General features: G+C 44.7%; 19 protein-coding genes, 1 other RNA gene and 2 pseudogenes. 19 read left to right on the top strand and 3 right to left on the bottom strand.

The features are described from left to right. Positions 1 to 14 precede the first annotated feature (14 nt). The 4 genes from E6P06_RS21480 (at position 15) to ssrA (ending at position 5,214) form a co-directional block, all read left to right on the top strand. A complete protein-coding gene (locus E6P06_RS21480; protein WP_003839817.1) occupies positions 15 to 1,424 on the top strand; it encodes a TolC family outer membrane protein in 1,410 nt (469 codons plus the stop codon). Next, the gene (locus E6P06_RS21485) at positions 1,421 to 3,607 is read left to right on the top strand and encodes a type I secretion system permease/ATPase (protein WP_139935692.1); all 2,187 of its coding nucleotides are present in this window, start codon (positions 1,421 to 1,423) and stop codon (positions 3,605 to 3,607) included. The genes E6P06_RS21480 and E6P06_RS21485 overlap by 4 nt, the downstream gene beginning before the upstream one ends. A gap of 7 nt (positions 3,608 to 3,614) precedes the next feature. Then, on the top strand, positions 3,615 to 4,778 hold the full coding sequence (locus tag E6P06_RS21490) for an HlyD family efflux transporter periplasmic adaptor subunit (protein ID WP_085951585.1): 1,164 nt from the start codon (positions 3,615 to 3,617) through the stop codon (positions 4,776 to 4,778). Between the two features lie 72 nt (positions 4,779 to 4,850). Continuing rightward, positions 4,851 to 5,214, top strand: a transfer-messenger RNA (tmRNA) gene (gene ssrA, locus E6P06_RS21495). Positions 5,215 to 5,379: 165 nt separating this feature from the next. On the opposite strand, the gene E6P06_RS21500 is transcribed toward ssrA, so the two are convergent. Beyond that, the gene (locus tag E6P06_RS21500) at positions 5,380 to 6,141 is read right to left on the bottom strand and encodes a BRO family protein (RefSeq protein ID WP_139935693.1); all 762 of its coding nucleotides are present in this window, start codon (positions 6,139 to 6,141) and stop codon (positions 5,380 to 5,382) included. Between the two features lie 416 nt (positions 6,142 to 6,557). On the opposite strand from E6P06_RS21500, the gene E6P06_RS21505 reads away from it, so the two are divergent. Genes E6P06_RS21505 through E6P06_RS27700 form a run of 3 tightly spaced genes read left to right on the top strand, consistent with a single transcriptional unit; the run spans position 6,558 to position 7,596 of the window. After that, on the top strand, positions 6,558 to 6,908 hold the full coding sequence (locus E6P06_RS21505) for a helix-turn-helix domain-containing protein (protein ID WP_065944644.1): 351 nt from the start codon (positions 6,558 to 6,560) through the stop codon (positions 6,906 to 6,908). Next, a complete protein-coding gene (locus tag E6P06_RS21510) occupies positions 6,909 to 7,448 on the top strand; it encodes an ImmA/IrrE family metallo-endopeptidase (protein WP_232190549.1) in 540 nt (179 codons plus the stop codon). It abuts the gene before it with no gap. After that, the gene (locus E6P06_RS27700; RefSeq protein ID WP_164972480.1) at positions 7,435 to 7,596 is read left to right on the top strand and encodes a hypothetical protein; all 162 of its coding nucleotides are present in this window, start codon (positions 7,435 to 7,437) and stop codon (positions 7,594 to 7,596) included. Before E6P06_RS21510 ends, E6P06_RS27700 begins: the two co-directional genes overlap by 14 nt. Before the next feature lie 166 nt (positions 7,597 to 7,762). On the opposite strand, the pseudogene E6P06_RS21515 reads toward E6P06_RS27700, so the two are convergent. Further along, positions 7,763 to 7,990, bottom strand: a pseudogene (locus E6P06_RS21515) (LexA family transcriptional regulator); the annotation flags it as partial. 51 nt (positions 7,991 to 8,041) lie between these two features. Here E6P06_RS21515 and E6P06_RS21520 point away from each other — a divergent pair. The 10 genes from E6P06_RS21520 to E6P06_RS21570 all read left to right on the top strand — a co-directional run bounded on the left by E6P06_RS21520 (position 8,042) and on the right by E6P06_RS21570 (position 17,032). After that, the gene (locus E6P06_RS21520; RefSeq protein ID WP_139935694.1) at positions 8,042 to 8,335 is read left to right on the top strand and encodes a hypothetical protein; all 294 of its coding nucleotides are present in this window, start codon (positions 8,042 to 8,044) and stop codon (positions 8,333 to 8,335) included. After that, positions 8,332 to 9,180 carry a hypothetical protein gene (locus tag E6P06_RS28090; RefSeq protein WP_246862890.1) on the top strand — a complete coding sequence of 283 codons (849 nt, stop codon included), beginning with the start codon at positions 8,332 to 8,334 and terminating at the stop codon, positions 9,178 to 9,180. Before E6P06_RS21520 ends, E6P06_RS28090 begins: the two co-directional genes overlap by 4 nt. Position 9,181: 1 nt before the next feature. Further along, positions 9,182 to 9,751 (top strand): 3'-5' exonuclease, encoded by a 570-nt coding sequence (locus E6P06_RS21535; protein ID WP_139935695.1) that lies wholly within the window; start codon positions 9,182 to 9,184, stop codon positions 9,749 to 9,751. A gap of 38 nt (positions 9,752 to 9,789) precedes the next feature. Further along, positions 9,790 to 9,996, top strand: coding sequence for a hypothetical protein (locus E6P06_RS28095; RefSeq protein ID WP_024135505.1), 207 nt, complete (start codon positions 9,790 to 9,792; stop codon positions 9,994 to 9,996). Further along, on the top strand, positions 9,957 to 11,129 hold the full coding sequence (locus tag E6P06_RS21545; protein ID WP_139935696.1) for a site-specific integrase: 1,173 nt from the start codon (positions 9,957 to 9,959) through the stop codon (positions 11,127 to 11,129). Before E6P06_RS28095 ends, E6P06_RS21545 begins: the two co-directional genes overlap by 40 nt. Before the next feature lie 44 nt (positions 11,130 to 11,173). Then, entirely contained in the window at positions 11,174 to 11,974 is an 801-nt protein-coding gene (locus E6P06_RS21550) for a hypothetical protein (RefSeq protein WP_139935697.1), read from the top strand. 210 nt (positions 11,975 to 12,184) lie between these two features. Further along, positions 12,185 to 13,414, top strand: a complete 1,230-nt coding sequence (locus tag E6P06_RS21555; protein WP_023337654.1) for an integrase domain-containing protein — start codon at positions 12,185 to 12,187, stop codon at positions 13,412 to 13,414. A gap of 282 nt (positions 13,415 to 13,696) precedes the next feature. Next, positions 13,697 to 15,253 (top strand): recombinase family protein, encoded by a 1,557-nt coding sequence (locus E6P06_RS21560; protein ID WP_047743978.1) that lies wholly within the window; start codon positions 13,697 to 13,699, stop codon positions 15,251 to 15,253. Continuing rightward, the gene (locus tag E6P06_RS21565) at positions 15,243 to 16,139 is read left to right on the top strand and encodes a ParB/RepB/Spo0J family partition protein (RefSeq protein WP_139935698.1); all 897 of its coding nucleotides are present in this window, start codon (positions 15,243 to 15,245) and stop codon (positions 16,137 to 16,139) included. The genes E6P06_RS21560 and E6P06_RS21565 overlap by 11 nt, the downstream gene beginning before the upstream one ends. Further along, on the top strand, positions 16,136 to 17,032 hold the full coding sequence (locus E6P06_RS21570) for a plasmid partitioning protein RepB C-terminal domain-containing protein (RefSeq protein WP_000614783.1): 897 nt from the start codon (positions 16,136 to 16,138) through the stop codon (positions 17,030 to 17,032). The genes E6P06_RS21565 and E6P06_RS21570 overlap by 4 nt, the downstream gene beginning before the upstream one ends. 1,089 nt (positions 17,033 to 18,121) lie before the next feature. Here E6P06_RS21570 and E6P06_RS21575 read toward each other — a convergent pair. Further along, positions 18,122 to 18,399, bottom strand: a pseudogene (locus tag E6P06_RS21575) (integrase core domain-containing protein); the annotation flags it as partial. A gap of 198 nt (positions 18,400 to 18,597) precedes the next feature. On the opposite strand from E6P06_RS21575, the gene E6P06_RS21580 reads away from it, so the two are divergent. Then, on the top strand, positions 18,598 to 20,145 hold the full coding sequence (locus tag E6P06_RS21580; protein WP_023337661.1) for a class I SAM-dependent DNA methyltransferase: 1,548 nt from the start codon (positions 18,598 to 18,600) through the stop codon (positions 20,143 to 20,145). Then, complete coding sequence (locus E6P06_RS21585) at positions 20,142 to 21,341, top strand: restriction endonuclease subunit S (RefSeq protein ID WP_016239398.1); 1,200 nt, start codon at positions 20,142 to 20,144, stop codon at positions 21,339 to 21,341. Before E6P06_RS21580 ends, E6P06_RS21585 begins: the two co-directional genes overlap by 4 nt. The last annotated feature ends 16 nt before the right edge of the window (positions 21,342 to 21,357 follow it).

A 21,357-nucleotide genomic window follows, 5' to 3' on the forward strand; every position in this document is an offset into this window, starting at 1 on the left:
GTAAGGGATAATCTATGAGAAATGTCGCGCCTGTTGCCTTACTGCTGGCATTAACGTTCTGTACCCTGCGGGTGAATGCCGAAGATGAACCGCAAATTATTACGCCGGAAGGACTGGCCACTAGCCAGATGCTTCCCTCGCTGGACGGCGCGGTTGCCGATCTGCCGCTAAGTGCCGCCGCTCCCGGTAGCCTGACGCTCAACGACGCGGTGAGTCGTGCCGTGAGCTGGCATCCTTCTATTCGTGAATCCATCGGCAAACTGCTCTCACAAAACGAGCAAATCGACGTGGCGAAGTCAAAATATTACCCGCAGGTTTCTGCCGGAATGAACAACGGTTACAGCAATACCTACACCGACCACGGCTTTAGCCCGGCGCTGGTGATTTCGGTATCGCAAATGCTGTACGACTTCGGCAAAGTGGCAAGCCAGGTCCGCGCCGAGACCGCCGGAGCCGCGCAACAGCAGGCGAATGTGTTACTCAGTATTGATACCATCGCCCACGCCACCGCCAACGCGATAGTCCAGGTGCAGACGTGGCAGCAAATGGTGGACGCCGCCGAAGAGCAGCTCACCGCCTTAAACGGCATTGGTCGACTGACCCGTCAACGCAATGATGAAGGGGCAACCTCGCTGTCAGACGTGGTGCAAACCGATGCGCGTATCGAGTCTGCACGTTCTCAGTTGGCGCAGTATCAGGCCAATCTCGACAGCAGCAAGGCAACGCTGATGAGCTTCCTCGGCTGGAACTCGCTTAACGGCATCAGCAATGAATTCCCGGTCAAACTGGACAGCAGTTGTGATGTGGTCAAACCGGACGATAAACTGGTTCCCGCGGTCCTGGCGGCCTGGGCGCAGGCGAATGTGGCGCAGGCAAATCTCGACTACGCCAACGCGCAGATGACGCCCACCATCTCTCTGGAACCGTCGGTTCAGCACTATCTCAACGACAAATACCCCAGCCATGAGGTACTCGACAAAACCCAGTATTCTGCATGGGTAAAAGTTGAGATGCCGCTGTATCAGGGAGGCGGACTCACCGCCAGACGCAACGCCGCCAGCCATGCGGTAGAATCTGCACAATACTCCATCCAGCGCACCCGACTCGAAGTACGGCAGAAATTACTGGAGTCCCGCAGCCAGGCGATGAGCCTCGCCACCGCCCTGCAGATTCTGCGTCGCCAACAGCGGCTGAGCGAACAAACGCGCGAGCTTTATCAACAGCAATATCTGGACCTTGGCTCGCGCCCGTTGCTCGACGTGCTTAACGCCGAGCAAGAGGTGTATCAGGCCCGTTTTGCTGAACTCCAGACTCAAAACCAGCTGCGCCAGCTCCAGTTGAACTGTCTCTATAACACCGGCTCGCTTCGCCAGGCGTTCGCCTTAAATAATCGCAGCATTCAATCGGTGGAGATCAAGCTATGAGCGACCTCGATTCACATGCGGATGATGTAATTGGCGAACACGCCCTGAGCCAGTGGGCGCAGGCGATGACGCATATTGCCAATCACTATCGCGTGGCCTGTTCTCCAGGCGCAATCCAGGCCAACGCCCCATGGTTTGCGGGAAAAAGCCGGGCCACGGCCCTGTCGCAACTGGCGCGTCAGGCGGGACTGTCATTTCATGCGCTGAATACCGCCACGCAGGCGTTCGGTCAATGGCACCTGCCAGTGGTGGCGGAACTGCGCGACGGCCAACTGATGGTAATAGAACATTTTAACGGCGAAGATACGTTAGATGTTTTCATCATCGCCGAAGAGGGCCAGCGTAACAGGTTAACGATTGCAGAACTTCTGCCGGAGATCGTGAGCATTACCGCGCTGCGCCCGCTGTCGGCGCTGAAGGACAGTCGGGTAGACCGCTATATTTCGCGCTTCAAGCCCGACTGGATGCGCGAACTGGTGTTAAAGGACATCCGCCCTTACCTGCCGGTCATGATTGCTGCCTTTCTGATTAACGTCCTGTCGCTCGCCGGGATTATCTTTTCCATGCAGGTCTATGACCGGGTGATCCCCGCCCAGTCTTATCCAACGCTGTATGTTCTCTCTACCGGTGTTCTGGTGGCGGTGCTGTTTGGCTTTTTGCTGCGCGAAGCGCGTACCCACATAATGGACCTGCTCGGCAAACGCGCCGATATGCGCATTTCCGATCGCGTGTTTAGCCACGCATTGCGGCTGCGCAACAGCGCCGTCCCCCGCTCGACGGGGAGCTTTATTTCTCAACTGCGCGAGCTGGAACAAGTTCGCGAGATGATCACCTCTTCGACCATGTCGACCATTGTCGATCTGCCGTTTTTCTTTCTGTTTATCGTGGTGCTGGCATTTATCGCCCCGCCGCTGGCGTGGATTGCCCCCGTCGCGGCCCTGCTGATGATCCTGCCGGGCTTGCTGTTACAGAAGAAGCTGGCGGTGCTCGCCAACCAGGCTGCCCATGAATCCACCCTGCGTAACGCGGTGCTGGTCGAAAGCGTCCAGGGGCTGGAAGACATCAAGCTGATGCAGGCGGAAAACCGCTTTTTACAGCAGTGGAACAGCTATATCCGTATTACCGGAGAGTCAGGGCTACGCACGCGTAAGCTGACTCAAGGGCTGATTGGCTGGGGCATGTCGGTACAAAGCCTGGTCTACGCCGCCATCATTATGTTCGGCGCGCCAATGGTCATTGAAGGCACGATGACCACCGGCGCCGTGGTGGCGGCTTCAATGCTCGGTTCCAGAATGATTGCCCCGATGGCTAATCTGTGCGGCGTGCTGGCCCGCTGGCAACAGGTTAAGGCGGCGAAGATGGGATTAGACAGCATCATGCAGCTTCCCACCGAAACGCAGTACGACGAAGACAGGGTGCATCAGGAGATTTTTCACGGCCATTATCTGTTTGAAAACGCACACTTTCGCTACCACAGTGATGATCAGCGCGTTCCGCTACGCATCTCGCGCCTGGAGGTCATGCCCGGCGAACGGGTGGCGATCCTCGGGCGTAACGGCGCCGGGAAATCAACGCTGCTGCAGGCCATGGCGGGTGGTGTGGAGATTATCCAGGGCGATGTCCGGCTCGATAACCTGAGTCTGGTGCAAATCGATATGGCCGATTTACGCCGCAACATCGGTTTTCTCAGCCAGAATGCGCGACTGTTTTTCGGCACCCTACGCGAGAATCTGACCCTCGGCGCACCGCACGCCAGCGATGCGCAGATCTTCGAAGCGCTGGAGGTCAGCGGCGCGGCTGCTTTCGTTAAACAGCTCGCCAAAGGGCTGGCGCATCCCATTATGGAAGGCGGCAACGGTTTGTCCGGTGGACAACGGCAGTCGATCCTGCTGGCTAGAATGCTGCTGCGATCGCCCAATATCGTGCTGCTCGACGAACCCAGCGCCTCGCTGGATGAACATACCGAGCGGGAATTTATTCAGCGCCTCAACCAGTGGTTGGGAAACCGCACATTGATTGTCGCCACCCATCGCGTACCGGTTCTGGAACTGGTCGAACGCGTGGTGGTGTTGAAAGAAGGTCAACTGGTCATGGATGCCCCGAAAGCGCAGGCGTTGAATGCGAGCCGGGCACCTGCCCCTACCCACGGTCGGGAGTGGAAAAATGAAAACCAATCCGCATGATGCCGCCATGGACGACCTCGATATCCGCCGCGAGCACCGTTTTTCCGGGGCCAGCCGCATTATTCTGCTCAGCACGCTGTTGTTTGCCGTCCTGGGTATCTGGGCATATTTCGGCAAGCTGGATGAAGTCTCAACCGGCAGCGGGAAAGTGATCCCCAGCTCGCGTGAACAAGTCTTGCAATCACTGGATGGCGGTATTCTCGCCGAACTGACGGTCCGCGAGGGAGATAAAGTCCAGGCTAATCAAATTGTTGCTCGCCTCGACCCCACCCGTTCAGAGTCCAACGTTGGGGAGAGCGCCGCCCGTTATCGCGCCTCACTGGCTTCCAGCGCAAGGCTCAATGCTGAAGTTAACGATCTGCCGCTGGTCTTTCCCGATTCATTGCGCGCCTGGCCGGATCTCATCGCCTCCGAAACTCGCCTGTATAAAAGCCGTCGCGCGCAGCTTGCGGATTCAATGGCGGAACTGCAGGATGCGCTGGTCTCGGTCAATAAAGAGCTGGCCATCACCCAACGGCTGGAGAAAAGCGGTGCCGCCAGCCATGTAGAAGTGCTGCGCCTGCAACGACAAAAAAGCGATTTGGGATTAAAAATCACCGACCTGCGCTCGCAATATTTCGTGCAGGCGCGGGAAGCGCTGTCAAAAGCCAACGCCGAAGTGGATATGCTGGCGGCTATTTTAAAAGGACGCGAGGATTCCGTCACCCGCCTGACCGTACGCGCGCCGATGCGTGGTATTGTGAAAAATATCCAGGTCACCACCATTGGCGGCGTTATTCCGCCCAACGGCGAGATGATGGAGATTGTGCCGCTGGACGATCATCTGCTGATCGAAACCCGCCTGTCGCCGCGTGATATCGCGTTCATCCATCCCGGCCAGCGGGCGCTGGTGAAGATAACCGCCTATGACTACGCCATTTACGGCGGTCTGGAAGGCGTAGTCGAAACCATCTCACCGGACACCATTCAGGATAAAGTGAAACCGGAAATCTTCTATTACCGCGTGTTTATCCGCACCCATCAGGACTTCTTACAGAACAAACTGGGACGCCATTTCTCCATCGTACCGGGCATGATTGCCACAGTGGATATAAAAACAGGTGAAAAAACCATCGTCGACTATTTAATCAAACCGTTTAATCGCGCAAAAGAAGCGCTGCGCGAGCGCTAAATCCTTGAGGATTAGGGGTTGCGGGGGCTGGTCACGCGTGTCACAAGTCTGTTATACTTGTCCTAACACATTGGGGCTGATTCTGGATTCGACGGGATTCGCGAAACCCAAGGTGCATGCCGAGGGGCGGTTGGCCTCGTAAAAAGCCGCAAAAAAATAGTCGCAAACGACGAAAACTACGCTTTAGCAGCTTAATAACCTGCTCTGAGCCCTCTCTCCCTAGCTTCCGCTCTTAAGACGGGGATCAAAGAGAGGTCAAACCCAAAAGAGATCGCGTGGATGCCCTGCCTGGGGTTGAAGCGTTAAATCTAATCAGGCTAGTCTGGTAGTGGCGTGTCTGTCCGCAGGTGCCAGGCGAATGTAAAGACTGACTAAGCATGTAGTACCGAGGATGTAGGAATTTCGGACGCGGGTTCAACTCCCGCCAGCTCCACCAATCATGATTGGACAGTGATAGGACATCACTAGCAATAACAGGAAGTTAGCAGTCTCAGTTGGACACCGACCAGACGGTGAGGGGACAAAAAAGGATACGCAAAGGAGCCGCGGCTCCCGAGTGACAAAAAAGCCCGCTGATGCGGGCTTTTTTGTATTCATTAGCTCAAAGTCGAATTCTTGCCTCGATAACTTTTTGATACAGTGTGATTGCTTCATCAACCAGAGCCAATGGATAGCAAGTGTTGATATTAATCCCTGAAGGGCATTTAATCTTCTCGGCACCATTTTCGCTACGTAGTTTCTCACACCACTGCCAGATCTCCTCGACAGAGTATCCCTCAAGGCCAAGTTCTAACAGGCGTTGCGGAACACTCCTGAATTTTGATAAATCCCTTAAACTTTCTAACGAGTTAACTTTTAGTTCAACCTGGTTTACCCGGCTCTCGAGTTCTTCACGCCTTTCAATCTCCATCACTAAAGCTTGAACTGTTTGCTGAAGACTATTTGCGAAAGCACTCAGTTCCGAACGTTCCTGCTTAGGAGGGGGCGGATAAACACCAAACTCGCGAATTGAGGGCAGAACACTATGAAAGAGCCAGCGCTGGAATTTTTTCCCTGCTGCCGTCGTATCTTGAGCAAGGACCCTGTATAAACCTGGCTCAGTGAGGAAAGTTTCAGAAATTGTCTCGCCATCTACAATAAGAGGAACGTTTCTGAATTCATCTGGATCTAGCGTCTTAATTACTGCTTTAAGAACAGTGATAAGACTTTGGGATGTTTTACCATCAAGCTTTCTGTTTTCTGCTGAAAGAGTCTTCAAAACGTCCGAGAGTGAAACAAAAAGCTGTCCTTTTTCGTTCATACTACGAATGTAATTTTCGCCACACTCCCCTTCGTAGCAAAGTTGTAACAAGTTTTTTTGCACGCTACCCCTCCTTAGTTTTTTTTGATTATACCGTCGGCAGCAAAATTGTCATGGGTATAGTAATAAGTCGCATTTTCCTACAAAACTGAAAAATCGAATACTTAGGATGAATTCCCCCTAGCCCCGAACCGTTCAAAAAACAACCACACTCACATCGCCAACCTCTCCGTTCTTCTTTCCCAGAACTGCTGTAAACACAATGCATGGTTCTGAAAGATAGTGGTTGATAGTGAACTATATGCAGGCACAAAAACCAACGCACATACAATATATAGTTATTTTTGGTTAAGCATTGCACTTTGAGAAAAAAATTTGTAAATTAAGTGCACACGTTGAGCTTAAAAATTTCTACAGATTTTGTTGATTTTGAGTTTAGCTTTCAGTATAAAGTAAGCAGGACTTGTAGGAGGCACAACATGGTAACTAGCTTTGGTAAAGCTCTCAGAAAACTGAGAATAGACCGGGGTATGGTACTCAAGAATATGGCTGATATGTTGGGGGTGAGCTCAGCTTACTTGTCAGCCATTGAATTAGGTAAGCGAGCCATACCTGACTCATTAGTAAATTCAGTAGCTGCTGCATTCGGATTAAGTGGTCAAGAAGCCAGCGACCTTAGGAAACAGGCTGAGATTTCTCAACCATCACTGAAAGTCGATATGTCCGATGCAGAGGATCAGAATAAAGAATTGATGCTTGTCTTTGCCCGTAAGTTCAAAGATCTGAGTCCTGAACAGCTTGATAAACTCAACAAAATGTTAAAGGACTAGATGATGACTATTGCGAAACGAGAACTTGGCCATCGCGTTTCACCTCTCAGCAATGACATGATTAAATCTTATGCGCAGCGTTTGAGGGATGTTCTTCAGATATCGAATCATACATATCTGAGACTGGATGTATTGCTAGAAGGTCTTATGGCCTCAGAAAGCATCGACCTTGAAATTGTGGAAGATCACGAGTTGCCTAAACGGTACGCAGTGACTTACCCAGACAAAAACAAGATTGTTTTGCAACAGTCTGTTTATGATGCCCTCTGTTGTGGAGAAAATCATGCACGATTTACTGTTGCACACGAAATTGGTCATCTGATTATGCACCGCAATCAAGGGGCATACGCTCGTAGTAAGAGCAATGGTGGACACAAAATTTATGAGGACAGTGAGTGGCAAGCAGATGTCTTTGCCAGCCATTTCCTTATAGATGCAAGGTTAGTCTCTCCAGCGATGAATGCTGAGGACGTTAGCATAACATTCGGGGTTAGCTTGCAGGCAGCTGAAACGTGGATGAGAAAAAATGTTAAAAGATAACGAAAAAGCCAGCGAACCGCTGTCGCTGGCTTCTCCTATCGTAAGCGAATACGAAAAACTTGGCGGTTGTGAGTATACGCTTACCTTAGGTTTTGTCAACAGCGAAACTTTAAAGGTACCTATACATGAGTATTACAAACGCCAGTAACGAAGAGTATATCACTATTTATCGCCCTTTTATTACTGTAAAGGGTAAGCGAATCTTCGCTCATCAGAAAGGTCTTTCCGCCTTTCCGATCAAGATTCCAGTTTCTAAGTATCGTGGTTAATCTTCATTAAGCAAAGGCCCTGGTTTCCCCCAGGGCCTTTTTTTATTATATAGCAGGACAATCATCAAACTCCGCATTCCTAGCATCATTAATGATGTACGTAATCACTCCGAATATTGCGGGTGCAGAACTGTAAGCGTCATCATCTACTGGCAGCGCTTCCCTTCTCCCATTCTCCAGATTTATCAGGTGGGGCTGAGGGTGAGTTCGGTATCGCTTGATCCTGAATTCCCCGTCGATTGCACATATCAGCAGTGAACCATCGCAGGCAGTATCAGCGTTCGTAACTGGCTCGCTGGCATTGACGTGAAGGGAGAGTGAGATATGTGGCGAGGAACGAATCGCGGCGGTAGCCAGATGATACTCACTGCCTACGAATACGACCCAGAAACCAAAAAATCAAAGTCAGTTTACCTGCTACGGCATCACAGCAAAGTTAAGCAGACCACGCTTGAGCAAAAACTTGTTGTTGAGAACGATGCGTTTGGTCGGTTTAAACCGATGGTCGAGCTTACCGACTTTCCAGAAAGATTAAGCGAACGAGAAGCGATGCTGAAGCTGGCCGACTGGCTACACCGACTTGGCGTGGCGATTGAAGATAACTGGAGCACACAATGACAACTAACCACCCGGCGCACGGTCCTGTATCACTCGATCGCCTGCACCAGATACGCGAAATACTCAGCAAAGCATTAGCACAAAGCGACGGCGGCAATCTCGGATACGCAATGACTGATGCTGTGAAGGTGATTGATGGGGCGATTGCAGCGTTTGGTGCTGAGCCTGTGCTTTACGCTGCGTATGAAACTCTGGCTTATGCCAAGGCCGGAGAGCTTCACCTTAAATGCCTGTCTCAGCCAATGGGAGATGCTGTGATTCCACTTTACGCTCACCGCCAAGCGACTGAAGAAATTGGATCATGGAATAATCACCGGAACACGCCTACCAATAAGCCAGCAATAGATACTTACGATCTGCTTAAACACATCGAAGGCATGGAAGTATCAGTAGACGTTAGCACCTGTGATGCAGATGCTGGCCATCGTTATTTCGGCACTGTAACTGAAATATCTGAACTGGACACTGCAAAGAATGGCTACATTCTGTTGGTTCAGGATGCGAAGCCAAACTTCAAACAGGCTGGCAACTCTCCGGTGATTGGCTTTGACCTAGCATCTGAACCTGATCGCTCGGTCGAGGTTCACTATCTTGCACCTCCAGGCTACGTGATGGTTCCGAAGAAGCTAACCGCCGAGAACGGCGCAAAGGGTGTACTGTCCGGTGAGTTTTCAGAAACGAAATTTATAAACTGCCCAGAGTGTTTTGGTGATGATGAATGCGAAACATGCGACGGCAGCGGTCAAATTGAGATAACAGTGCCAGTCAGTTGGACGAACATCAAGGCCATTTGGGCTAAAGGTGTCGAGCATTTCGAAGCAGCACCTCAGCAGGAGAATGTATAACGTGAACAATTTAATGATCGACCTCGAATCCATGGGCAAAAAACCGAATGCCCCTATCGTCTCCATTGGTGCCGTGTTTTTCGATCCGCAAAGCGGTGAACTGGGTCAGGAGTTTTACAGCGCCGTTAACCTTGAAAGCGCTATGGAGCAGGGAGCGGTGCCAGATGGTGACACTATTCTGTGGTGGTTAAGACAAAGCTCAGAAGCACGATCAGCAATCTGTGTGGATGATGCGATGCCGATATCGTCTGCCCTATCTGAACTGAGCCATTTCATTAATCGGCATTCTGATAACCCAAAATATTTAAAGGTTTGGGGCAATGGAGCTACTTTCGACAACGTTATATTGCGCGGCGCATATGAGCGCGCCGGCCAGGTTTGTCCGTGGCAATTTTGGAACGATCACGACGTCAGAACCATCGTCACATTAGGCAGAGTTGTGGGTTTCGATCCAAAGCGAGATATGCCATTCGATGGGGTTGCACATAACGCACTGGCTGATGCCCGCCACCAGGCGAAATATGTTTCAGCGATTTGGCAGAAACTAATCCCAACCACCAGCAACAGCTAAAATTATCCCCGGGTGCAGCCGGGGTAATGGAGAAATATATGCTGAGCCTCGATTGTGTTCCCATCTCAACTTATTGCAAAGAGACTGGCGAAACCCCGGATGCCATCAACAAACGTGTGCAACGTGGAGTATGGCGTGAAGGGGTTCAGGTGCTAAAGGTCGACGGCGTTAAGGAAAGATGGATTGATCTTAGTGAGGTTGCAAAATGGGCACGACAGAATCGCCTAAGCTCCCGCGCGGCGTAACCATCAGGAAACACCGCAACGGCGAAACCATCAATATTACTTTCACTTATAAAGGGGTTAAATGCCGTGAGCCCCTTTCTAATCTGGACGTAACCCCTAAAAACATCAAATACGCCGAGCGCACACTCGGCGAAATCCACAACAAGATCGAAAGGGGAACATTTGTTTATGCGGAATACTTTCCCCGTTCTACCCGGTTAAAAATTTTCGGCAACGCTGCCGCAGGCAAAACGGTGAAGATGTACCTGGACGAGTATCTGGTGATATGCGAAACGAGGAAACTATCCCCTTCAACAATTGGTGGATATAAGAAATGCCGAAGCGCGCTGTCATCACTTCATATTTTTCCCGCAAGTGAGTTGACGCCGGCCGCATTGAAGACATGGATCCAGAGCCAGAAAACAACATTGAAGACTATCCGAAACCAACTTTCCTTCCTACGCTCAGCTTTGGATGAAGCGGTGACGGATGGCGTGCTTCAGATTAACCCTGTCTCACTGGTAACAGCCTCAAGGTATCAAAGTGATAAATCAGAGGCAGAAAGTAGTTATGTGGTAGATCCGCTATCACCAATAGAAGTTGACGCTTTGCTCTCTGCTGCTGGCAATAAGCAGTGGGAGAATCTTTTCCGGTTCGCGATACAAACTGGGATGCGTAGTTCCGAATTGTGTGCTCTTCGTTGGCGAGATATCGACTTTGTAGGGAAGACTGCACACGTTCAAAATGCCAGTGTAGTTGGCGTCATCAAAGGAACAAAAACAAAAGCCGGTACGAGGAAAGTAGAACTGACTGAAGAGGCATTGGCAGCTCTAGCCAACCAGAAACTATTCACTTTCATGAAAGATGAAACTATCTTCGAAGATCCAAAAAGTAATAAACCGTGGGCTAGTGCTGATGCGATAAGAAAAAAAGCATGGGTACCAACTCTACGAAAAGCAGGCATCCGCTACCGTAACCCATATCAGACAAGGCATACCTTTGCCACACGCCATATCAGCCGTGGTGCCAACTTGTTCTGGCTAGCAGCCCAAATGGGGCATAAGGGTCCTGAAATGCTATTCCGACACTATGGACGGTATTTGAAGGAATACGACAACAATACTTCACTGAAAACATTGAAAAAAAATATGTAATCCCAAATAATTCCCTACTTCATAATGAAGTAGGGACTCTAAGCATGGCAGATTCAAGTTGGGTTGATGTTGGAAGCTTCTTAGCAAGTGCTTGCTCTGCTGTAGCGGCTTACCTAGCTATCAGGCAAACAATAAACCAGAGAAAAATATCAATAAAGCCTCAGTTAATAATAAATGATGTTGAAATAAGAGAAAACAAACTAAGTAAAAACAATTACACTTCCAGACCATTAGAGAATGTTGGAACATCTCTCCTTGGACCTACTATAATTAATGCTGGATTAGGTTCCGCACTCAATGTAAGAGTTGAATGGGATTATCCTTTGGAAGAAAAATTATCTTGGCTAAAAAACAACATCAATAGAATATCAAAAAATTTTAATATTTTTTATACTGTGACAAAAGGCAGCAATTCAGAAAGCTATGATATAACAGGAGGGAATACAACGGTAATTTTTAAGACAATACTCCATGATAGCTTTAATTATATTCTACCTCTAAGCATCGAAAAAAAGACTGAGAGAATAAAAATACCCGTACTAATTATGAACACAATACTTAATGAAGTTAATTTCATTATGTTAACAGACGATAGAATTAATAAAAAAATATCAGGTCCATCTTTAAAAATTTCGTATCACGATGTTGAAGGTAATGAGTATTCAATAAAATATGAAAGTAGCTTTATCGTAAGTGAGGTTATACCAAATTTATACAGTAATAACTACATAGGCACCTTATGCTTCGAGGTCATAAATCAAAGCAGGACACCTCATGTACTACAAAGGATACGCAAAAGCTACGCGGATTTTATTAGCGAGCATGATTTCAATAAAAACAAATAGTTGTAACATTTCGGACGCTGGTTCAACTCCCGCCAGCTCCACCAATTTTTGATATATTGAAGTTCAGTGAAGTCTATCAAGCCCGCATGGAACCAGCCTTGCGGGCTTTTTTACGTCTATAGTAGTCTACCAAGAATTGCTAGAATCTACTCGTTATGGCACCCTTTTTGGGACCCAACACAAAGGGTCCAAAACATGAGGGTCCCAAACATGGCAAAAATCGCTAAGAAGCTCACTGACACTGAAATCAAAAGCACCAAACCTGCCGAGAAAGAGGTTAACCTTTTTGACGGCGATGGTTTGCTCCTGCGAATCGCCCCCTTGGCGAAGGGAGGAAAGAAAAATTGGTATTTCAGATATGCAGTGCCTGTGACCAAAAAGCGAACTAAGGTGAGCTTAGGAACCTATCCTCACCTTACACTTGCGAAGGCACGAGCTTTACGTGATGAGTATTTGTCGTTGCTTGCAAATGGTATAGACCCACAAGTTCATAACACCCACAAAGCCAATGCCCTTAAGGATGCCACGGAACATACATTTCAAGCAGTAGCCAAGAAGTGGCTTGATGAGAAAGTCAAAACGTCAGGCATCTCCCAGGATCATGCTAACGACATCTGGCGAAGCCTAGAGAGAAATATCTTTCCAACGTTGGGTGATACCCCCATTAAGGAGATTCGCCCTAAAATGCTTAAACAGCATTTAGAACCTATAGAAAAACGAGGTGTCCTTGAAACACTTCGCCGCATCATATCCCGCCTGAATGAAATTTTCCGCTATGCAGCAACAGAAGAACTCATAGAATTCAATCCGGCTGACAACCTGGGGCAACGGTTCAGCAAGCCAAAAAAACAGAATATGCCAGCATTATCCCCTTCCGAACTCCCCCGCTTCCTGGTTGCTCTAAACAATGCTTCTGTCCGTTTAGAAACAAGGCTACTGATTGAGTGGCAACTTCTCACATGGGTTCGCCCTGGTGAAGCTGTTCGCACAAGATGGTCAGATATTGATATAGAAACCGGCATGTGGAACATCCCGGCGGAGTTTATGAAAATGAAGAAACCTCACAAAGTTCCACTGAGCAAAGAAGCTTTGCGAGTCTTGGATTCAATGAAAGCCATCAGCGGGCATAGAGAGTGGGTTTTTCCCAGTATCAAAGCTCCACTCAATCACATGCATGAACAAACAGCTAATGCGGCTATAATCCGTATGGGCTTCGGAGGTGAGCTTGTAGCTCATGGTATGCGATCAATCGCCAGAACGGCTGCTGAGGAGTGTGGCAAGTTTAGAACTGATGTCTTAGAAGCCGCCCTTGCCCACTCGAAAAAAGATGAAATAATTGCAGCCTACAATCGTGCAGAGTATCTCACAGAACGTGTGGTTCTCATGCAATGGTGGAGTGACTATGTTTCGTCTCAAAAATACAAAGTTATTGCCGCATAACTCTTCGATGATGGGTTAACTATCTTGATTTATTTGAAGAATTAATGATCACACCATTAACCTATGTGGACTAAGCATAGCCATTTACAAATGGTTACCTTGAGGCCAAATAACAAAAGCTGTCGGTCATATCAACTAAATAATTCACATCTCTTCTCGATTATCATACACCTCGAAGATCTACCAAATTCGCTCTAATCAATGATAAAACAGTTGAATTCGGTTAAAATTTGATCAATTTTATCCTCTACATTGTATTGAATCATCCATGAGGTTTCGTGCATGGCTAGAGAAAATGATAAAAATCATAGAGTTAGGGTCGCACAGTACTTGAGGATGTCTACCGACCATCAGCAATATTCTTTACATAATCAGTCCGAATATATCAAAGATTATGCTGAAAAGAACAATATGGAAATCGCTTATACCTACGATGATGCAGGTAAGAGCGGAGTCAGTATCGTAGGCAGGCATTCTTTGCAGCAGTTACTTAGCGATGTAGAACAAAAGAAAATAGATATTCAGGCTGTATTATTTTATGATGTGAGCCGTTTTGGTCGTTTTCAAAATAGTGATGAAGCTGCATATTATTCCTTTCTATTTGAGAGAAATGGTGTAGATCTTATATATTGTTCCGAACCTATACCCACTAAAGATTTCCCTTTAGAGTCCTCTGTTATACTGAATATAAAAAGATCTAGTGCTGCATATCACAGCAGGAATTTATCTGAAAAGGTATTTATAGGGCAAGTAAATTTAATAAAGCTTGGTTATCATCAAGGCGGTATGGCTGGTTATGGGCTGAGACGTCTTTTAGTAGACGAAAATGGCATAGCTAAAGAAATATTGAGTTTCCGCAAAAGAAAGAGTATTCAAACAGATAGGGTAATATTAATTCCGGGACCAAAAAATGAAATAAAAATTGTAAATAGAATCTATGATCTCTTTATAGATAATAATGTGCCAGAATTTATTATTGCTGAGAGATTAAATGAACAGAACATACCTGCAGAAAATGGAACATTATGGACTCGTGCAAAAATACATCAAATTTTGACAAATGAAAAATATATTGGAAACAATATATATAACAAAACCTCATCTAAACTAAAAAGTAGGCTTGTAAAAAACCCCAAACATGAATGGGTTAGATGTGACAAGGCATATAAACCTATTATTTCAAAGAAAAAATATAATAAAGCTCAAGAAATAATTCAGCTCCGATCCATTCATTTGACTAATGAAGATCTATTAGAAAAACTAAAACAAAAATTAGAATCTAATGGAAAACTATCAGGCTTTATCATTGATGAAGATGATACAGGCCCTTCATCTTCTGTTTATAGAACCCGATTTGGTGGTCTTTTAAGAGCATATACTTTGATTGGTTATAAGCCAGATCATGATTACAGCTATCTCAAAATAAATGAAGCACTAAGATCATTTTACTCAGAGATAATTGAGGATTTTAAGGGTGAAATTTTAAAAAGTAACTGTCATATAGACGAGTATAAATATGCCCCAATGCTTTACATCAATGATGAGTTTTTAATTTCCGTCCTTGTTACTAAATGCATACATATGAAATCAGGTAAACTTAGATGGAAAGTCCGGTTTGATAACTCACAGAAAGCAGACATAACAATTGTTATACGAATGAATTCACAAAATATTTCACCTCTTGATTTTTATATCATACCAAAGATTGAAAACGAATATAGTAAAATGTGCATGACGGAAACAAACAATATTCGATTAGATCTCTATAGATTTGATAATCTTGATAAACTTCTACAAATTATTACTCGCATGAAAGTGAGGGAACTATATGCTGCCTGAAAAAAATGAATTCCCAATAATTCAAATTGAGATTGCAAAAATAAAATTTCTTAACCCACGGACAAGAAATAAGGTAGTGCATGAAGAAATAAAGGAAAGCATAAAAAAAAGAGGGTTAAGCAAGCCTATAAGCGTAAGAGCTTTTGATGAAGACGATTTCAAATATGCTTTAATTTGTGGTCAAGGGAGAATAGAGGCTCTCGTTGCATTAGGTGAAACTATTATTCCAGCAATTGTAAGAGATGTATCAGAAGAAGATGCTTACGTTATGAGTTTAGTTGAAAACATTGCAAGGAGAAGACCACGTTCTAATGAGTTATTACAGGTGATTAAAGACATGAAAATCAGAGGGCTTTCAGACTCCGAAATAAGTGAGATTACTGGATATTCATCGAACTGGGTAAGCAGTATTAATATGCTACTTGATAAGGGAGAGCATAAACTTCTCTCAGCAGTCGAACGGGGTAATTTGCCTCTGTATCTTGCAGTACAATTTGCAAGATGTGAAACTGAGGAAGCACAAGATATTCTTACCGAAGCATATGATAAAAAATTAATAAAAAGTCGGGACATTATAAAGATAAAACACATTCTAAATAAAAGAACAGTTGGGAATAAAGGTGCAAAAGCAGCCGGATTTTATTATCACAAACCATCAAAAAGGATGACTGCAGAGGAGTTGATTGAGCTTTATGAAAATAGTATCGCTGAACATAAATCTGTTTATAACAACTCAAAATTCATAAAAACCAATCTACTAATAGTAAATGAGATTTTTAACATCATAATGATGAATAAAAGCTTTCAACATATACTTGAACAAGAGAATCTTTCAGAACTACCATCTCAGATATTAAACCCAGTAAACAAAGAGGTATCAAAATGATTCAGATACGTTTTGGCGATAATTTTATTTACCTGGAAACTAATAAGTTAATTCCATCTAAGGAATTATTAGAAAACGTAAAGCGAAGCCATAAATACCATCAAATAGTTACCTCCATCGAAAGCTTAGGTATTATTGAACCAATAATAGTGTTCTATGACAAAGATAAAGATGTCACTAAGATACTTGATGGCCATTTAAGGGTTGAGGCTTTAAAAGACTTAGGTATAGAAAAAGCTCCATGTATACTTTCGAGCATAGATGATGCTTTCACTCCTAACAAACAAGTGAATCATATAAATGTAGTTGAAGAACATAGAATGATAATTAAGTCTCTGGCAAAAGTATCAATTGAAAAACTTAGTGCTGCTTTGGGCATATCTGTTGATGCCATAAAAGATAAAGCTAATGTGATGAACGGCATAGATCCAAGTGTAATTGCGAAACTTTCTGATAAACCTATACCTAAGGCTACATTTGACGTTTTGAGGAAAATGAAGCCAATTCGCCAAATTGAAGCAGTCGGTACAATGATTAATTTTGATAATTATAGTAAAAAATTTGCAATGAGCATCTTGGATGCAACACCGGCATCGATGATAGTAAATAAAGGGAAAAACACTCCCTATAAAAAGGATATAAAAAAAACCATACTTCGTCTGGAACAAGAAATGGCAACAACTTCGGAAGAAACGAAAAAGCTTCAAACCGAGTATGGTTCAGATATGTTGAAATTCGTTATAATCCAGTCATATATTAATAAATTACTTGGCAACTCTAAAGTTCTTCATTGGTTCTTAGAAAACGAGGTTGATTATCTTAATGAGTTAAAAAGAATTTCTAGAATAAATTCTTTGGATGATAAGACTCTTACTGAAAACAGCAAATCATAGTCATGGTTTTATATAGCCTAAATAAACCAAGAAATATACTTACACAACGACCTTCACGCCGGAGAAGCTGTCAGATACGCCAGCAACCAAAGCATTACGTTTAAGTGTCAGTCATTTATACGAAGGGATAACTGCGCCGGACATTGAGTCGAATAAAGGCTGGTAGAGAGGGACAGTTCTGTGTCACCGGGAGATTAGTCAGAAACATCAGCGGCAGAACATATGAACCAGCAATTGGTAGTGCACAGAAAACTCTCCAGTATTTAATTATTCAACTTAACACTAAAAAATTCACATAGTTAATATCATAATTTTTCTTTGGTCTACGTATGCGAGAGACATTGTGGCTTTAACCAGGTATTAGGAGTCGTTTCAGATAAAAGATGTTCTTCGATTCGACTGGACTTGGTAATAGCAATAAGAAATCGTTAATATTGAAGGACGAAAGGCTACTTCAAAACAAAGTAACCTTTCCAATATCCCAATATATGGGACAAGTGGTACATTAACTGCACATAGTGCAGGATACATATGACATAAAACTTTTTATTTATGGCATACATTATAAATAACTTGTATTTTATGAATGTCAATAGGTTCTTTAAAATAATTAAATTGATTGTTTTTATTATAGCTTCGCTTGTACAAGCGAAGATCCTATTGTTCTTGAATGAATAATGCAAATTATAAGAGAAGCAAGGGCTAACTCTGCGAAGCCGCTGCGCTTGCTTCTTCGAGCTCCCCTTGCTTTTCTGCCCTTCGGTTAGAAAAGAAACCAAACCGCTACCAACCTTGAACATCTATATTTTTGAATAGATAAACACCCACCTTAACTACCACTATCAAAAATAGAAAAATCATCTTACAAATGACCCCACACACATCATTTTAGATTGCGACCTTATTAAATTAAAAATTTAACCTTAGATGGAATTTAATGTACAAGGAATGTCTTAATGTAACGGAGAATTTTAAACATTAAAAATTATAGATATGGTTTGTCATAGTCTGTACATCTATTCACCCCATGCATATGCACTAAGAAAGATTTTTTGAATAATGGAGTTGCCCCAGCTAAAACGGACACGGCTAATTAACTGCTAATATGGCATCAAGATATTCGCGTGGCGATTTCATGTTCAACCCCTTGTGTGGATGCAGATTATTATAATCCTCTATCCATTCTGCCATTTTGTCCATCACTGAGACTGCATCCGGCAGATCATTTACTTACACGTAATCCCGCTTGAACGTCTTTACAAACGATTCTTCCATGCCGTTACTTTACGGATGCGTACTGGTGTAGTACACACGATGAACCCCAGTGAACTGGCGAATGTGCGCGTGGCGTCGGCTATGCAGCAATTATGCCAATGACAGTGGCTCCATTGACGGCAATGACCTGCTACAATCCCGCTACAATGCACTTACTCCATGAGTCATTGCACTTGCTGAGCTAAACAAACACACTAAAACCAGATAATAATTAATCGCTGTATAAGCTCGTAACAAGCGGAACTTTAAGGCAAAATAGGGCCATCTTCCCCCTTCATAAGGTTACGCTAATGGCCAGAAAACCTAAAGAAATCAAAACAGACCCGTTAGAGGTCATCCTGTGGAAAGCGGCTGACAAGCTACGTAAGAACATTGATGCAGCCGAGTACAAGCATGTCGTGCTGGGCCTGATTTTCCTTAAGTATATTTCTGATTCTTTTGAATCTCATTATGAGTTGCTGAAGGCTGGTGAAGGCGAGTTCGCAGGCGCTGACCCGGAAGATAAAGACGAGTACACCGCTTACAACATTTTCTTTGTCCCTGAGCTTGCACGCTGGAACTATCTAATATCTAAGGCAAAGCTACCCGAAATCGGTAAGCTGGTTGATGATGCTATGGAGCTTATCGAAGCGGGTAACCCACAGCTAAAGGGTGTGCTGCCGAAAGTCTACGCTCGCCAGAACCTCGACGCAACTGTGCTGGGTGAACTGATAGATCTGATTGGCAACATTGCACTGGGAGATGCCAAAGCGCGTTCTGCTGATGTATTAGGCCACGTATTCGAATACTTCCTTGGTGAATTTGCACTGGCAGAAGGTAAACAAGGTGGTCAGTTCTATACACCAAAATCCATTGTAAGCCTGCTTGTTAACATGCTTGAACCTTATAAAGGCCGTGTCTTTGACCCTTGCTGCGGTTCCGGTGGTATGTTCGTTCAGTCAGAAAAATTTGTTGAAGCGCATCAGGGAAATATTGACGATATTTCGATTTACGGTCAGGAATCCAACCAGACCACTTGGCGTCTGGCAAAAATGAACCTGGCTATCCGGGGTATCAATTCAGAACACGTCCGCTGGAACAGTGAAGGCTCATTCCTTAACGATGCCCACAAAGATCTAAAATCTGATTTTATCATTGCCAATCCACCGTTTAACGTGTCTGACTGGTCCGGTGAGCAGCTTCGTGGCGATGCCCGTTGGCAATACGGTATCCCACCTACCGGGAATGCTAACTTTGCCTGGATGCAGCATTTTCTGTATCACCTGTCGCCAAAAGGTCAGGCTGGTGTTGTACTGGCAAAAGGGGCTTTAACATCTAAAAGTTCTGGTGAAGGTGATATCCGTGCCGCACTGGTAAAAGATGCCAATGTTATTGACTGTATCGTTAACTTACCTGCAAAACTGTTCTTGAACACCCAGATCCCCGCCGCTCTATGGTTTATGCGTCGAGATCGTGTAAACAGCAGCCACTATCGTGATCGCAGTAAAGAAATTCTGTTTATTGATGCCCGTAACTTAGGCCATTTAATTAATCGTCGAACCAAAGTCCTGTCTGACTACGATATTAAAACCATAGCCGATACCTACCATAACTGGCGTAACAAAGGTGGCGACTACGAAGATGTGGCTGGTTTCTGTGCGTCAGTAGACATTGATGAAGTTGCTAAACTCGATTATGTGCTGACTCCGGGTCGTTATGTCGGCCTTGCTGATGAAGAAGACGATTTCGACTTCAAAGAACGTTTTACGACCCTTAAAGCGGAGTTTGAAGCCCAACTGGAAGAAGAAGCACGTCTTAATAAAGCTATCGCTGATAATCTGGCGAAGGTGGTTTTATGAGTGAGTGGGTTGTTAAAAACTTAGATGAAGTTGTTGAATACTTCATTGATTATAGAGGAAAAACTCCTGATAAAAAAGATTCAGGTATACCACTCATCACGGCTAAAATTATAAAAGATGGGCGTTTAAACACTGCTACCGAATTTATTTCGGTTGAGGATTATCCACTTTGGATGACCCGCGGCTATCCAGAAGTCAACGATGTTGTTTTAACCACCGAGGCTCCACTGGGTGAAGTTGCATTAATCAAGAATAAAAATATCGCGCTTGCTCAACGAATTATTACCCTTAGAGGGTATAAAAACATCCTTGATAATAAGTTTCTTAAATATTGGTTGCAATCAGAGCAAGGCCAATATGAACTTGAATCACGAGCTTCGGGCACAACTGTATTCGGGATTAAATCATCTGTCCTTAAAAAAATCCCAATATCTCTGCCACCTTATAATGAGCAAGTTGCTATAAGTTCTGTATTGTATTCTATTGATGAAAAAATAGACCTGCTTCATCGTCAGAATAAAACTCTGGAATCTATGGCTGAAACCTTGTTTAGGCAATGGTTTGATGTGGATAGCAATGATGAATGGCAAGAAAAAAATGTCCTAGATATATTCACATTAGTTGGAGGTGGAACGCCAAAAACTTCAGTTGCTGAATATTGGACTGATGAGATACCTTGGATTTCCGGAGGAGATATTTCAGCAGCTCATCAAGGCTATCTGTATAGCACAGAAAAGTCTATAAGCTTAGCGGGACTTCAAAACAGTTCAGCTAAATTGCTGCCTAAAAACTCAACCGTTATAAGTGCTCGTGGTACAGTGGGAAAGTATGCTCTTTTAGCAAGAGATATGGCTTTTAGTCAATCCAATTATGGCATTGTTTCAAAAATTGGAAACTATCCTTTCTTCATATATCTTCTGGTTGGATTTATTGTCGATGATTTGCTGACAGCAGCTTATGGCAGCGTATTTGACACTATTACGACAAGAACTTTCGAGTCTGTAAACTTGAAGTTTCCTTCTTTAAATTCAATTGAGAAATTTAATGAAGAAATATCTCCGATATTTAGTAAGAAAGAGACGAACACTCAGCAAATTAAAACACTAGAAACTCTCCGCGACACCCTGCTTCCCAAACTGATGAGTGGTGAAGTACGAGTTCAGTATGCAGAAGAAAAACTTGAATCTGTAGCATAAATTATTTAAGCGGGTG

This window comes from Citrobacter sp. CF971 (assembly GCF_006385635.1).
Classification (GTDB): Bacteria; Pseudomonadota; Gammaproteobacteria; order Enterobacterales; family Enterobacteriaceae; genus Citrobacter; species Citrobacter freundii.